13 protein-coding genes and 1 tRNA gene are annotated in these 13,658 nt (G+C 51.8%); 3 read left to right on the top strand and 11 right to left on the bottom strand.

The genetic code is table 11. The features are described 5' to 3' along the window. Positions 1–9: 9 nt before the first annotated feature. The 6 genes from eno to HH215_RS25815 form a co-directional block, all read right to left on the bottom strand. Positions 10–1,302: a phosphopyruvate hydratase gene (gene eno, locus HH215_RS25840; RefSeq protein ID WP_169282500.1), complete on the bottom strand. Its 1,293-nt coding sequence runs from the start codon at positions 1,300–1,302 to the stop codon at positions 10–12. A gap of 81 nt (positions 1,303–1,383) precedes the next feature. After that, positions 1,384–2,922, bottom strand: coding sequence for a 2,3-bisphosphoglycerate-independent phosphoglycerate mutase (gene gpmI, locus HH215_RS25835; RefSeq protein WP_169282499.1), 1,539 nt, complete (start codon positions 2,920–2,922; stop codon positions 1,384–1,386). Between the two features lies 1 nt (position 2,923). Beyond that, positions 2,924–3,679: a triose-phosphate isomerase gene (gene tpiA / locus HH215_RS25830; protein ID WP_169282498.1), complete on the bottom strand. Its 756-nt coding sequence runs from the start codon at positions 3,677–3,679 to the stop codon at positions 2,924–2,926. Between the two features lie 12 nt (positions 3,680–3,691). Further along, positions 3,692–4,873: a phosphoglycerate kinase gene (locus tag HH215_RS25825; RefSeq protein ID WP_169282497.1), complete on the bottom strand. Its 1,182-nt coding sequence runs from the start codon at positions 4,871–4,873 to the stop codon at positions 3,692–3,694. A 445-nt stretch (positions 4,874–5,318) separates the two neighbouring features. Beyond that, positions 5,319–6,329 (bottom strand): type I glyceraldehyde-3-phosphate dehydrogenase, encoded by a 1,011-nt coding sequence (gap, locus tag HH215_RS25820; RefSeq protein WP_169282496.1) that lies wholly within the window; start codon positions 6,327–6,329, stop codon positions 5,319–5,321. 116 nt (positions 6,330–6,445) lie between these two features. Further along, positions 6,446–7,468, bottom strand: coding sequence for a sugar-binding transcriptional regulator (locus HH215_RS25815; RefSeq protein WP_169282495.1), 1,023 nt, complete (start codon positions 7,466–7,468; stop codon positions 6,446–6,448). A gap of 228 nt (positions 7,469–7,696) precedes the next feature. Here HH215_RS25815 and HH215_RS25810 point away from each other — a divergent pair. From HH215_RS25810 to HH215_RS25800, 3 genes are all read left to right on the top strand, one after another. Continuing rightward, positions 7,697–7,771 (top strand) — tRNA-Arg (locus HH215_RS25810). A 356-nt stretch (positions 7,772–8,127) separates the two neighbouring features. Further along, on the top strand, positions 8,128–8,712 hold the full coding sequence (gene clpP / locus HH215_RS25805) for an ATP-dependent Clp endopeptidase proteolytic subunit ClpP (protein WP_169282494.1): 585 nt from the start codon (positions 8,128–8,130) through the stop codon (positions 8,710–8,712). A gap of 219 nt (positions 8,713–8,931) precedes the next feature. Then, positions 8,932–9,192, top strand: coding sequence for a sporulation histidine kinase inhibitor Sda (locus tag HH215_RS25800; RefSeq protein WP_254450228.1), 261 nt, complete (start codon positions 8,932–8,934; stop codon positions 9,190–9,192). Positions 9,193–9,517: 325 nt separating this feature from the next. On the opposite strand, the gene HH215_RS25795 is transcribed toward HH215_RS25800, so the two are convergent. The 5 genes from HH215_RS25795 to rapZ form a co-directional block, all read right to left on the bottom strand. Continuing rightward, positions 9,518–10,288, bottom strand: a complete 771-nt coding sequence (locus HH215_RS25795; protein WP_169282493.1) for an SIMPL domain-containing protein — start codon at positions 10,286–10,288, stop codon at positions 9,518–9,520. Positions 10,289–10,401: 113 nt separating this feature from the next. Next, on the bottom strand, positions 10,402–10,671 hold the full coding sequence (locus HH215_RS25790; protein ID WP_094042918.1) for an HPr family phosphocarrier protein: 270 nt from the start codon (positions 10,669–10,671) through the stop codon (positions 10,402–10,404). A 102-nt stretch (positions 10,672–10,773) separates the two neighbouring features. After that, the gene (whiA, locus tag HH215_RS25785; protein ID WP_169282492.1) at positions 10,774–11,709 is read right to left on the bottom strand and encodes a DNA-binding protein WhiA; all 936 of its coding nucleotides are present in this window, start codon (positions 11,707–11,709) and stop codon (positions 10,774–10,776) included. Positions 11,710–11,713: 4 nt separating this feature from the next. Next, on the bottom strand, positions 11,714–12,709 hold the full coding sequence (gene mgfK / locus HH215_RS25780) for a gluconeogenesis morphogenetic factor MgfK (protein ID WP_169282491.1): 996 nt from the start codon (positions 12,707–12,709) through the stop codon (positions 11,714–11,716). A gap of 9 nt (positions 12,710–12,718) precedes the next feature. Next, a complete protein-coding gene (gene rapZ, locus HH215_RS25775; protein WP_169282490.1) occupies positions 12,719–13,609 on the bottom strand; it encodes an RNase adapter RapZ in 891 nt (296 codons plus the stop codon). Positions 13,610–13,658 lie beyond the last annotated feature (49 nt).

Here is a 13,658-nt window from a genome sequence, read left to right as displayed (position 1 = left end):
CAGCCTGAATTATTTCAGGTTGCTAAGGTTGTAGAACGCCGCTTTGCCGCCGTATTTCGCAGTGGAACCTAAGCGATCTTCGATACGAAGCAATTGGTTGTATTTCGCAACGCGGTCCGTACGGGACGGAGCGCCTGTTTTGATTTGACCGGCGTTCGTCGCTACTGCGATGTCCGCGATCGTGCTGTCTTCGGACTCACCGGAACGGTGAGAGATAACAGCCGTGTAACCGGCGCGTTTCGCCATTTCGATCGCATCGAAAGTTTCGGTAAGCGATCCGATTTGGTTAACTTTAACGAGGATGGAGTTACCCACGCCTTGTTTGATTCCGTCGGACAGACGCTCGGTGTTCGTTACGAACAGATCGTCGCCAACGAGTTGTACTTTGCCGCCCAATTTCTCGGTAAGCAATTTCCAACCTTCCCAATCGTCTTCGGAACAACCGTCTTCGATGGAGATGATCGGGTATTTATCCGCCCAGCTAGCAAGCAGGTCAACGAATTCAGCAGAAGTGTAAGACTTGCCTTCGCCTGAAAGGTGGTATTTGCCGTCTTTGAAAAACTCGGTAGAAGCAACATCCATACCCAAGAATACGTCAACGCCGGCTTTGTAGCCTGCTTTTTCGATAGCTTCCATGATTGTGGAAAGAGCCTCTTCGTTCGAACCAAGGTTCGGAGCGAAGCCGCCTTCGTCGCCAACCGCAGTGTTCAAGCCTTTTGCTTTCAATACGCCTTTCAACGCGTGGAAAATTTCGGTTCCCATACGAAGAGCTTCGGAGAACGTAGCTGCGCCGATCGGAAGAACCATGAATTCTTGAACGTCGATGTTGTTGTCGGCGTGCTCGCCGCCGTTAACGATGTTCATCATCGGTACCGGAAGCGTCTTAGCGTTGAATCCGCCAAGGTAAGTATACAAAGGCACGTCCAAAGCTTCTGCAGCCGCGCGAGCGACAGCCATCGATACGGCAAGGATAGCGTTAGCTCCCAGCTTGGCTTTGTTCGGAGTCCCATCGAGCTCGATCATTTTTTGATCGATTTCGACTTGATCAAGGGCATCATAACCGATGATTTCAGGAGCGATAATCATGTTAACATTTTCTACGGCTTTCAATACGCCTTTACCCAGGTAACGGCTCTTGTCGCCATCGCGAAGCTCAACCGCTTCGTAAGCACCGGTAGAAGCACCGGAAGGCACGATCGCGGAGCCCAGCGCGCCGGATTCCAAACGAACTTCAACTTCGACAGTCGGATTTCCACGGGAGTCTAATACCTCGCGTGCGTATACATCAGTAATCATCGTCATGAGTAACACTCCTTTAATGGGTTCATATTTTAACGACATAAACGATTTCCGCTATCAGAGGATAACATCCGCCGTTTAGACTTAGTTAGATAACAACGTCTTGCCCGTCATTTGCACCGGCTGAGGAAGCTGCAACAACGTCAGAAGAGTCGGTGCCACATCGGCTAGAATACCGCCTTCGCGAAGCGCATGTCCCGCCTGAGTCACGATGCAAGGAACCGGATTCGTCGTATGTGCCGTGAAAGGACGCTCGTTATCGTCAATGACCATGTCCGCGTTGCCGTGATCGGCGATGATCACGCAAACTCCGCCTTTGGCCGTAACCGCATCGACCACTTTGCCCAGACACTCGTCCGTTGCTTCCACCGCTTTGATCGTCGGCTCCAGAATCCCGGAATGCCCCACCATATCCGCGTTAGCGAAGTTCAGAATGATGGCATCGTGATTGTCCGCTTCGATTTCCTTCACCAGCGTTTCCGTGACCTCGTAAATACTCATCTCCGGCTGCAGGTCATAAGTAGCGACCTTAGGGGAATTAATGAGTATGCGCGTCTCGCCTTCAAGGACATGATCGCGACCGCCGCTGAAGAAGAACGTTACGTGAGGATACTTCTCCGTTTCGGCGATTCTGAGCTGTTTTTTCCCGTGTTGAACGAGAACTTCTCCCAGCGTGTTATCTAACTCCTTAGGCTTATACGCAACGAACCCGCCAACGGTTTCCGCGAATAGCGTCATGCACACGAAATACAGATTTTTCGGAAAAGCCGCTCCGCGGTCGAATCCGCGGAAATCCTCGTTCGTGAACACGTTGGACAGTTGAATCGCGCGGTCGGGACGGAAGTTGAAGAAAATAACCGCATCCTCCGATTCCACAAGTCCGACCGGCTTGCCGTCCGCACCCACGATTACTGTCGGCATGACGAACTCGTCGTATACCGATTTCTCGTAAGATTCTTTAACCGCCGAAATCGGGTCGACAGCCGTCGGTCCGTCTCCGTATACCATCGCGCGGTAGGATTTCTCCGTACGCTCCCAGCGTTTGTCCCGATCCATGGCGTAGTAACGGCCTTGTATCGTCGCGACTTGGCCGACGCCGAGCTCTTCGATCTTCGCTTGAAGTTCGGTCAGATAGCCGACCGCGCTATCCGGCGATACGTCGCGGCCATCGAGGAAAGCATGGATATAAACCTGATCCAGCTCTTCCTTCTTAGCCAACTCGAGCAACGCGTACAAATGCGCGATGTGGCTATGCACGCCCCCATCGGACAGCAGACCGTACAGATGGAGCTTCTTGTTGTTCGTTTTCGCATGCTTTACCGCACCGACTAGAGTAGAATTCTCGTAAAATTCCTGATCGCGGATCGATTTTGAAATCCGAGTCAAATCCTGATAGACGATACGTCCCGCGCCGATGTTCAGATGTCCGACTTCGGAGTTGCCCATCTGGCCTTCCGGAAGTCCGACCGCTTCCCCGCTCGCCGTTAAGGTCGTGTGCGGAAACGTGCTCCAGTACTTGTCGAAGTTCGGTTTCTTCGCTTGCGCTACGGCATTGCCGTGAGAGCTTTCGCGGAGACCGAAGCCATCGAGGATAATAAGCGCAACCGGTTTAGGAGCCGCCATCTTACTTCGCCCCTTCGACTAACGCCACGTACGAAGCCGGTTCAAGGCTTGCTCCGCCGACCAAAGCGCCGTCGATATCGGATTGGCCCATGTACTCGGCAACCGTATTCGGCTTAACGCTTCCGCCGTATTGAATGCGAACCTTGTCGGCGACTTCGGCGCCGAATTGAGCTGCAACTACGCCACGGATATAGCTAGTAACTTCGTTCGCGTCTTCGGAAGTCGAAGATTTGCCCGTTCCGATCGCCCAGATCGGCTCATACGCGATTACGGTTGCAGCGACTTGCTCGGCAGACAATCCCACCAAACCGCCTTCCGTTTGAACGCGAACGACTTCTTTCGTTTGACCGGCTTCGCGCTCTTCGAGCTTCTCGCCTACGCATACGATCGGAGTCAAGCCGTGGCGGAACGCCGCGTGGGCTTTCTTGTTGACGATCTCGTCCGTCTCGGCAAAATATTGACGACGCTCCGAGTGACCGATGATGACGTAGTGAACGCCAAGGTCCTTCAGCATAACTCCGCTAATCTCGCCCGTGAACGCGCCGTTGTCTTCGAAATGCAGGTTTTGCGCGCCGACTTTGATCGATGTGCCTTTAACCGCTTCTACCAACGCCGGAAGCGCCGTGAACGGAGCGCAGATGACGCTCTCCACGCCTGCGACTTCAGCCTTGCCTTTCACTTCGGCAACGAAAGCCGTAGCTTCTCCAGCCGTCTTGAACATTTTCCAGTTACCCGCGATAATCGGTGTTCTGCTCATCTCTGTCACCTCTTATTTGTCGTTAAGTGCTACTACGCCCGGAAGTACTTTGCCTTCCATGAATTCCAGCGAAGCTCCGCCGCCCGTGGAAATGTGATTCATTTGGTCAGCCAGCTTGAACTTCTCCGCCGCTGCCGCGGAATCTCCGCCGCCGATTACCGTATATGCATCCGTCGTTGCGCAAGCTTGAGCAACCGCACGCGTTCCATGGGAGAAAGGCTCGATCTCGAATACGCCCATCGGTCCGTTCCATACGACCAACTTGGAGTTTTTGATAACATCCGCGTAGATTTCGCGTGTTTTCGGTCCGATGTCGATGCCTTCCCAATCAGCCGGAATACCGTCGGTATCCACGATCCGAGTGTTCGCGGTAGCGCTGAATCCGTCCGCTACGACGATATCGACTGGAAGGTAAAAGTTTTTGCCGAGTTGTTTCGCTTTCTCGATGAATCCGAGGGATTGCTCCAGCTTGGAATTGTCGAGGAGGGATTGGCCGATTTCTTTGCCTTGCGCTTTAAGGAACGTGTAGGAAAGACCGCCGCCGATGATGATATTGTCCGCGATCTCGATCATTTTATTGATAACGTCGATTTTATCTTTAACCTTGGAACCTCCCACGATCGCCGTGAACGGACGCTCGGGATTGTTCAAAGCTTTGCCGAGTACGTCCAGCTCTTTCTCCATCAGCAATCCGGATACAGCCGGGATATGGTGTGCGATGCCTTCCGTAGAAGCGTGAGCGCGGTGAGCCGCCCCGAACGCGTCGTTCACGAACAGATCCGCCAATGCGGCGAAAGCTTTGGCCAATTCGGCATCGTTGCTTTCTTCGCCCGGGTGAAACCGAACGTTCTCGAGCAATAGAACTTCTCCGTCTTTCAGCGCGTCCGCTTTCGCTTGCACGCTTGCTCCGACGACTTCGTCCGCTTTGTTCACTTGTTTGCCGAGCAGATCGGACAATCGAGCCGCAACGGGCGTCAACCGCAATTCTTCTACGACTTCGCCTTTCGGACGGCCTAAGTGGCTAGCCAAAATGACTTTCGCGCCTTTCTCGATCAAATACTTGATCGTCGGAAGCGTCTCGCGGATACGAGTATCGTCCGTGATGGCGCCATTCTCTAGAGGTACGTTAAAATCAACGCGGACAAACACCTTTTTCCCTGCAACATCGACGTCTCTTACGCTTTTCTTGTTCAAGAGTCAAACCTCCTCGGGTGGCTGTCAATCTCCGGGCGCAAAGCTAGGCTCCAATGAGGGAGCCCGCCTTTGTGTCCGTATTACGCTTTATCCTGCAAACTCCCCAAGAAGCGCAGTCATGCGCGGGGGAGTTACGCTCTTGCCCTTAACTCCCCTAGAAGCGCAGTCATGCGCGGGGGAGTTACGCTCTACTGATGACCCGAAGCGCCGATAGCGCGAGCGGTGTCACCCCGTTTGCTCCAATAGTAAAGCGTAGTCCCGGTTTGCAAGGCAAATCCGGGACGGAGCGATCTATGCACAATGTATCCCCCCGCCGTCTTCGGAAGCTCCCACGATAACCGCCGGGTGTCCAGAGGGCAGAGCCCTTTGGGGTCCCCCTTCCTGGAGGAAGGGGGATTTAGGGGGATAGTCGAAAAATAGTCGAAAATTTCTTCGGAGAAGAAACTTAAAGTCCTTTAGACGCGATGAAAGCAGCCAAGTCAACGACGCGGTTGGAATAGCCCCACTCGTTGTCGTACCAGGAAAGAACTTTAACCATGTTGCCTTCAACAACCATCGTGTTCAACGCATCGATTGTGGAAGAAGCAGGATCGCCGTTGTAGTCGCTGGAAACAAGCGGCTCTTCGGAGTAGTTCAAGATGCCTTTCAAAGGACCGTCGGCAGCAGCTTTCAGAGCCGCGTTAACTTCTTCAACCGTAACGTTAACTTTCAGCTCGGCAACGAGATCCGTAATGGAAACGTTAGGAGTAGGCACGCGCATGGACATACCGTTCAATTTGCCTTTCAGTTCAGGCAATACGAGGGAAACGGCTTTAGCGGCGCCAGTCGAAGAAGGAATGATGTTTTCAGCCGCTGCACGCGCGCGACGAAGGTCTTTATGCGGAAGATCCAATACGCTTTGGTCGTTCGTGTACGAGTGGATCGTGTTCATCATGCCTTTAACGATTCCGAATTGATCGTTCAATACTTTAGCGAACGGAGCAAGACAGTTCGTCGTACAAGATGCATTGGAGATGATCGTATGAGCGGATGGATCGTATTTGTCTTGGTTAACGCCCATAACGATCGTGATGTCTTCGTTCGTAGCGGGAGCAGAGATGATAACCTTCTTAGCTCCGCCTTTCAAGTGAAGCTCCGCTTTTTCTTTCGCAGTAAAGATACCCGTGGATTCAACAACGATTTCAGCGCCTACGGAAGCCCAAGGCAAGTTGCCAGGATCGCGCTCGGCGAATACTTTAACCGTTCTGCCGTTTACGATAAGCGCGCCTTCGCCCACTTCAACCGTACCGTCCAATTTTCCGTGAGTCGTATCATATTTCAGAAGGTGAGCAAGCGTGTTAACGTCCGTCAGATCGTTGATTGCAACGATCTCTACATTCGGGTTGTTCAGGGAAGCGCGGAATACGTTACGTCCGATACGTCCAAATCCGTTAATACCAACTTTTACTACTGCCATGATTGGTTCCTCCTTGGAATGAGAAAGATTTTTTGATCTATATGTCAGGCGCCTATAGCGCCGAGACCACTGTAATTAGGATTACCGTATTATCGAGCTTAAAACTTCTAGCCTGATTAAACATGCCGCAGAGCAACCGTCGCTGCCGCTTCATCCGTTACCAAGACGTCGTCGTGGCCGAATCTCATGACCGATGCGATCGCTTCGCCCTTGCTGCTGCCGCCAGCGATTCCGATTACCATACCCGCCGCTTCGATATCGTCCAATCGTAAGCCCGCCGTAGCCATTCGGTGAACGACTTTGCCGTCGCGATCGAAATAATATCCGAAAGCTTCCGCAAGCGCGCCGTCCTTAACCAGTTCTTCCTTCGTCTCGTCTTTGAGTTTCCGGCGCCTGGCCATCGTCACCGCGTCTCCGATCCCGTGAACGACGATCCTAGCGCCGCGGATCATATCGACCACTTCGCGAACATTAGGCTCCTGCATGATCGTCTGGTAAGCTTCCTCGCTCAGATGATCGGGCACATGAAGCATGCGATACCTCGCTCCCGTTCGCTTGGCTAATTCCGACGCGATCGTGTTCGCTTGATAATCGACGCTTTCGCCCAGGCCGCCTCTGGCAGGAACGAACCAGTTGTCTTTAAGCTGCGTTGGCGTCGTGAATTGCGAAGCCATACGGGCCATTGTTGATCCTCCCATGACCGCAACGACGTCGCCCGAGGAAAGACTGTCTCTTAACACTCGGCTTCCTGCCCTGCCCAGTTCCATCTTGACATGGTCGGAGTCATCGGAATCGCCAGGCACGATAATCACCCGTTTCAATCCGAAAGCGGTACGAACCGTCTCTTCCAGATCGGATAAACCGAACAACTCCTTGACGATCGGTTCCATCTCTTCCACGAGCTGTCTACCGCTCGCGCTGAGCGTCATACCGGATGCTGCCGTATCCAACAAGCCTTGCGCTCGTAGGATCTCCAATTCCGATCGAAGCACGCGCTCCGTCATATCAACGCCGGTGGCGAGAGTACGACGTCCGATCGTTCCGGCAAGATAGATCCGGTGCAGAATATCGTACCGTTTCTCCATAACCTGCAGAAGATCGGGAAGTAGCTGCTTCTGAATGTCTACGATTTTTCGCATTCTGTTTCGCGTACCCTCCTGAGACCGGATGGTCATCGTCGGCAACGAAGATAAGGTTTTGTTGGACGAAAAACGTCCCACCACATCACTTTAAGTCCCACCTCTATTTTATCTAAATTCGCGAAGGGATGCAATACTTGTCGTACACGAAAATAACAAATTTAAAGACGCGACTTCCCTTGCTTTTTCAGTGTTTATCACATATAATAACTCTTGCTGCATTAATGAGCGCCCGTGGTCCAACGGATATGACGCAGCCCTCCGAAGGCTGAGATTGAGGTTCGATTCCTCACGGGCGCGCCACTTATAACTTTTACCCCATTTGATAGCTTACAGCACAACCGACCGGTCACGCGGTCGGTTTTTTTGTTCCCCTTTTCCCCTCTCAGCTTAATAAAAGTTTCCGTTATTCTGAAGCGTATAGAGGAAAGGGGTGCCACCGGAGAGTTTACGTCCGCCTTTAAAATCGAGTTGTAACCCATACATTCCATTCAAAACAACTCGATTTTAACCAGCGGCGGAGGGGGTACCCCTTTTCGGCATACGCGGATATCAGAATAACTACTTTTTTCATCGCCGAGACCCCTTTGACTTTCTTTGACTTTTGCCCTCAGATTAGCTATGATAAAAAAACCAAATCATGAGGAGGGACGTCAAACATGAGTTTTGTACCTATGGTTGTCGAGCAAACTAACCGAGGAGAACGCGCCTACGACATTTATTCCCGCTTACTCAAGGATCGAATCGTATTTCTAGGTACTCAGGTGAATGACGTGGTTGCAAACTCCATCATCGCCCAGCTGCTGTTCTTGGCGGCCGAAGATCCGGAAAAAGACATCCACTTATACATCAACAGTCCCGGCGGCTCCATTACGTCCGGGATGGCCATTTACGATACGATGCAATTCATCAAGCCGGACGTCTCCACGATCTGCGTCGGCATGGCTGCATCCATGGGAGCATTCCTGCTCGCGGCCGGTGCCAAAGGCAAGCGATTCGCCCTTCCGAACAGCGAAGTCATGATTCATCAGCCGCTCGGCGGCGCGGAAGGTCAAGCTAGCGATATCGAAATACGGGCAAGACGCATCCTTAAGTTGCGAGATAAGCTCAACGGCATTCTATCCGAACGCACAGGTCAACCGCTTGAGCGCATCGAGAAAGATACGGATCGCGACAATTTCATGGAAGCCGAAGTGGCACGTGAATACGGGCTCATCGATAAAGTCATCGACAAAGTCCAATAATCTTCCGACAACGCAAAACGCGTAACGCCGTTCAACAAGAACGGACGTTACGCGTTTTTCCATCCCTTAACATACAGAAAGTCCGCTGTCAACAAAAATTCAATTCTTTGAATGCCCTCTCTGCTAGTCGGACAATCCGTGATATGCTATTTTATGAGGTAATACCATTTACCTCCAATTCTAGTTATCTCTTAGGAACTCTGGAAGAGAGGGATCTATATGCCTGAACGGTCCTATCCGTACTTGGTAGCCAATTCATCTGAAGTCAAAACGCCCGTAAAGAACGTCCACGAAGGCCACTTGGACATGGTAGCCGCTAGACGTTTAAGCGATAAAGCGTCATTGCTTCGCCCGCTAAAAGATGAACATTTATTGGAAGTTTACAGGGAAGCCAAAAAAATGAACTTGTCCAACGAATTCATCGAGCTGCTGGAAGAAGCGCTCTCCATTCGTCAACTAAGTCATTATAGAGAAGCTTAATCCACATCGATGATTCCCATACCTTGACCGTTATCCTTTATGGATGACGGTTTATTTATTCACAGGATGGAATGGCAAATTCTATCTGGCTGCGACGGGTTATTTCGGTTCGCGTACCTCTCCCAGCCGCGTGTGCGTCGGGTGCTGGCACAATTTCGATCGCATACCGCATGAGCTTGCCTGCAGGAACGATTCAAGCACGCAAAAGAGACGGGACTAAGCCCGTCTCTTCACTCCAGTCGCCTCCACACTAACACTTACGACTGGCACAAACTATACGTTCATTTCCTCTCTTACCAGCCACGCTACATCAACCTCAACCCGCTTATTGCATCTCGTATTGAACGGACACCGTCGTGCTGATCTCGATCTGACCGGATTGTACCGAAGAGGAAGCGCCTGCGCTATCGGCCATCGCCTTCATCTGAACACTCGCCATTTCATTAGCATACATCACGGGTCTGTTCTGTACGTCGCCTTGAACGATGTTCATTACGCCTTTGAGCTGACGTTTAGCCGATGTCGCTAGCACGCCAGCTTTCGCCGCAGCGTTGTCCATAGCCTTCTTCAGCGCGTCTAGCTCGTATTGCTCCTTTTTCTCCGTAGAGAATTGCACGCCGTTCAGACGGTTCGCCCCGGAAGCGGTTAACGCATCGAACAGCTTGCCGATTTCCGGAAGTTTCCGGTAAGTCACTTGAATGGAATGCACGGCGATGTATCCTTTAAGGACTTGACCGTCCTTCTCCGTATAATTGTATTCCGGTTGGACGTCAAATCCGGTCGTCTTCACGTCCTTCTTATCAATTCCGAACTTCTCGTACAAAGTCTTCTCAACGCCCGCGAATTTGTCCGCATTGGATTGTTGCGCTTCCGTCGCTTTCGCCCCGCGAGTTTCTACTGCCAAATTTAAGTACGCCACATCGGGCTCAACCATGATCGATCCGCTAGCCCCAACCGTAACCGTATACGGCTGGGTAGTTGCCGCCGGCAATGATTCAGCAGACACGACATCGCCCTCCCCTCTTCCGAATCCAATCCAACCCACTACGACTACCGCCATCGCTACCATCATAATTTGCAGCGTTTTTTGTTTCATGATCCAAACCCCTTTCGAATGTTTGACCTTAAGACGCACTTCGCCACCCAAATGTTTCACCTTTTGTTTAAAAATGCAAAAAACCCCTTAAAGGGGCTCTTTACAAAAGTCACTTATTGGTTCTCTAGCTCTTCTTTGCTTACAAGCTGCACTAAAGCGGTTACAGCTTGCTCTGCGTCGGAACCTTCCGCGCTGATCGCGACTTCCGTACCCGAGCTGATCGCCAAGCTCATAATTCCCATGATGCTCTTCGCGTTAACTTTCTTCTCATCCTTCTCTACAAAGACGTCAGAGGAGAATTTATTGGCTTCTTGCACGAATAGTGCCGCCGGTCTGGCGTGAAGACCCGTTTTAAGCCGAACTACCACCGGCTGTCTCGTCATGGACCGGATACCCCCTATCTTTGTTCGTCCCGCTAATCGGGACCCCCGTGCTACAGTTTCTTGTCTATTATAACATTGATTCGAACAAATGCGCCATACGCTTTATGCGCCGCCATTCCGGATTTTTTCAGCCCATTCATCAAGCTTGCGCAGCCGGTGGTTTACCCCGGATTTGCTGACCTGCCCTTTAAGCAGATCACCGACTTCCTTCAAGTTAATATCCGGGTGCTGAAGCCTCACTTCGGCCACTTCGCGAAGCTTATCGGGCAAATTGTGCAAGCCCACCTCTTTCACGAGTAACTTAATATTATCGATCTGTCTGACCGCCGCCCCGATCGTTTTGTTCAGGTTGGCCGTCTCGCAGTTTACGATCCGATTTACGGAGTTGCGCATATCCCGCATGATGCGGACGTCCTCGAATTTGAACAGCGCTTGATGAGCGCCGATGATACTAAGGAACTCGATGATTTTCTCGCCTTCCTTAATATACAGAATAAAGCCTTTTTTACGCTCGATAAACCGCGCGTTCAGATGAAATTTATTTGCGAGGTCCACCAATGCCTGACAATGCTCCTCGTACATCGATGCGATCTCTAGATGGTAGGACGAGCCTTCCGGATTGTTGACGGAGCCCCCTGCCAGGAACGCTCCGCGTAAATAAGCCTTCTTGCAGCAGGGCTTGCGAATCAAGTTTTTATCGATGCTCGGATGGAACAGGAACCCTTCGGAGACGATCGACAAATCGTTTAAGATCGCTTCCGCACCCGCGGGTACTCTTACGACGTATACGTTGTTTTTTTTGAGCCGCATTTTTTTACGAACGAGGAGTTCGGTCACGACCGTAAAATGCCGCTTAAGAAGGGTGTACATCCGGCGCGAAATCGCGGCATTCTCTGTGGCTATATCCAGTACGACGCGCTTATTCGACAACGCTATCGTTCCGTTCATCCTAATCAATGCCGACAGTTCCGCTTTCTCGCAGCAGTTCTCGGTTTCGAGCAGAGTCAATTCCTTCTTCGTTAGCGCCGCGAACGACATGCCTTTATCCCTCCTTTCGCAACATCCAATCTTCGACCAGATGATAAATATGATCGCTTAACTTGGCTGCGTCATGACGTAAATAAGTCCTGAACAAAACTAGAGTATCCGCAATGACCTTATAACCGCGCCGCGTAACTTCTTCCAAATCGAGATGTACCGCCGTTGAGCCTTTTTCCGCGTATAAATTCTGAACCTGCGGTGGGATTTCCCCATCGTTCACGATCACGTAATCGAACAAATGATGCCCGATATGGGCATGAACCGCCGCCAAATGGTCGCTGACGGAATAATTGTCGGTTTCTCCCGGCTGGGTCATGACATTGCACACGAAGAGCTTCACGGCGTCCGATTGGATAATCGCCTCCGCAAGCTTAGGCACGATCAAATTCGGAATAATGCTCGTATATAAGCTGCCAGGACCGATTAAGATCGCATCCGCTTCGCGTAACGCTTGAACGGCTTCCGGCAACGCCTCTACGTCCGCAGGCTCGATGAATACTTTGCGTATCGCCAACCCCGACTTAGGTATCGTGGATTCCCCCACGACGATCGAGCCGTCTTCCATCTCCGCCTTCAGCACGATCGCATGATTCGCCGCCGGAAGCACGCGTCCCCGAACCGCGAAGATCCGGCTCAACTCGGTAATTCCCGTAACGAAATCCCCGGTAATATCGGTCATCGCCGCTAGGATTAGATTGCCTAAACTATGCCCGGCCAATCCGGTTCCGTTGCTGAAACGATACTTAAGCACCTCGGCTAGCAAGGGCTCCGTATCCGCCATCGCGGACAATACGTTACGAATATCCCCCGGAGGAGGGATCTGCAGCTCTTCGCGCAGAATGCCGGAGCTTCCCCCGTCGTCCGCGACCGTTACGATTGCCGTAATATCAAGCGGCTTCTGCTTAAGCCCGCGTAACATGACGGATAAGCCCGTACCGCCGCCGATTACGACGATACGCGGCTTGCGGGAGAGGGTAGGCTGCTGTTTTATCGCCATCACCGCACCTCAGCTTTGCCGATCGCGTTCGGAATCGCGATGGCTCACTCTCACCAATTCTGTATCGCTGGAACCCAGTCTGCGACCCAAGTACTCAGCCAAAGCAACGGAACGGTGTTTGCCCCCGGTACACCCGATTCCGATCACGACTTGGCTTTTGCCTTCTTTATGGTACAACGGAATTAAATATTGCAGCATATCGAGCAGCTTGGTAAGGAACGTCTGCGTTTCCGGCCATTTCATGACATAGTCGTACACTTCCGGTTCTACCCCCGTCTTCGGACGAAGGTTCTCGATATAGTGCGGATTAGGCAGAAACCGTACGTCGAAGATCAAGTCCGCGTCGATAGGCACCCCGTACTTAAATCCGAACGATGTGACGTTAATATTAATATTGTTGCGATCCAAATTCGTAAATCGCCCGATGATCTTTTCCTTTAACGCCGCCGGTTTAAGGCTGCTCGTATCGATGACCTGGGACGCCCAGCCCTTCAGATCCTCCAGCAATTTCCGCTCCGAATGTATGCCGTCAAGCGGTAGCCCATCTGGGGCAAGAGGATGTCGGCGCCTGCTTTCCTTGTACCTCTGCACGAGTACCGAATCCGTTGCATCCAGGAACAGAATCTCGTACTGAAACGTGTAATGCTCGCGAATATGATTAAGAGACTCGGATAAGGCCGTAAAAAACTCTCGCCCCCTCAAGTCTATAACCAAAGCCACTTTAGCGATCCGGCCTTGCGATTGTTCGATGAGTTCCGCGAATTTCGGTATGAGTACGGGAGGCAAATTATCGACGCAAAAAAAACCCAAGTCCTCGAGGCTTTGCACGGCAATGGTTTTTCCCGCACCCGACATCCCCGTGATGATCACGAGCGTCGGCTGAGTCGTTATCGTATCCATGCTTTCCCCTCCCCCAGTATCTTTAACGCAAGAACGCCCGACCCGCCTT

Source organism: Cohnella herbarum, from assembly GCF_012849095.1.
Taxonomy (GTDB): domain Bacteria; phylum Bacillota; class Bacilli; order Paenibacillales; family Paenibacillaceae; genus Cohnella; species Cohnella herbarum.
The sequence above is the reverse complement of the archived record's forward strand: the minus strand, read 5'-3'. Positions and strand labels throughout refer to the sequence as shown.

Bases quoted from the DNA above. Each gene is read 5' to 3' on its own strand.
- whiA (WP_169282492.1), bottom strand. From the start codon at position 11,709: ATGTCGTTCGCGGCGCTAACGAAGAAGGAATTGACTCTGCTCGAAACC.
- clpP (WP_169282494.1), top strand. From the start codon at position 8,128: ATGAGTTTTGTACCTATGGTTGTCGAGCAAACTAACCGAGGAGAACGC.
- mgfK (WP_169282491.1), bottom strand. From the start codon at position 12,709: ATGGCGATAAAACAGCAGCCTACCCTCTCCCGCAAGCCGCGTATCGTC.
- HH215_RS25790 (WP_094042918.1), bottom strand. From the start codon at position 10,671: ATGACGAGACAGCCGGTGGTAGTTCGGCTTAAAACGGGTCTTCACGCC.
- gpmI (WP_169282499.1), bottom strand. From the start codon at position 2,922: ATGGCGGCTCCTAAACCGGTTGCGCTTATTATCCTCGATGGCTTCGGT.
- HH215_RS25795 (WP_169282493.1), bottom strand. From the start codon at position 10,288: ATGAAACAAAAAACGCTGCAAATTATGATGGTAGCGATGGCGGTAGTC.
- HH215_RS25815 (WP_169282495.1), bottom strand. From the start codon at position 7,468: ATGCGAAAAATCGTAGACATTCAGAAGCAGCTACTTCCCGATCTTCTG.
- HH215_RS25800 (WP_254450228.1), top strand. From the start codon at position 8,932: ATGCCTGAACGGTCCTATCCGTACTTGGTAGCCAATTCATCTGAAGTC.
- eno (WP_169282500.1), bottom strand. From the start codon at position 1,302: ATGACGATGATTACTGATGTATACGCACGCGAGGTATTAGACTCCCGT.
- rapZ (WP_169282490.1), bottom strand. From the start codon at position 13,609: ATGGATACGATAACGACTCAGCCGACGCTCGTGATCATCACGGGGATG.
- tpiA (WP_169282498.1), bottom strand. From the start codon at position 3,679: ATGAGCAGAACACCGATTATCGCGGGTAACTGGAAAATGTTCAAGACG.
- gap (WP_169282496.1), bottom strand. From the start codon at position 6,329: ATGGCAGTAGTAAAAGTTGGTATTAACGGATTTGGACGTATCGGACGT.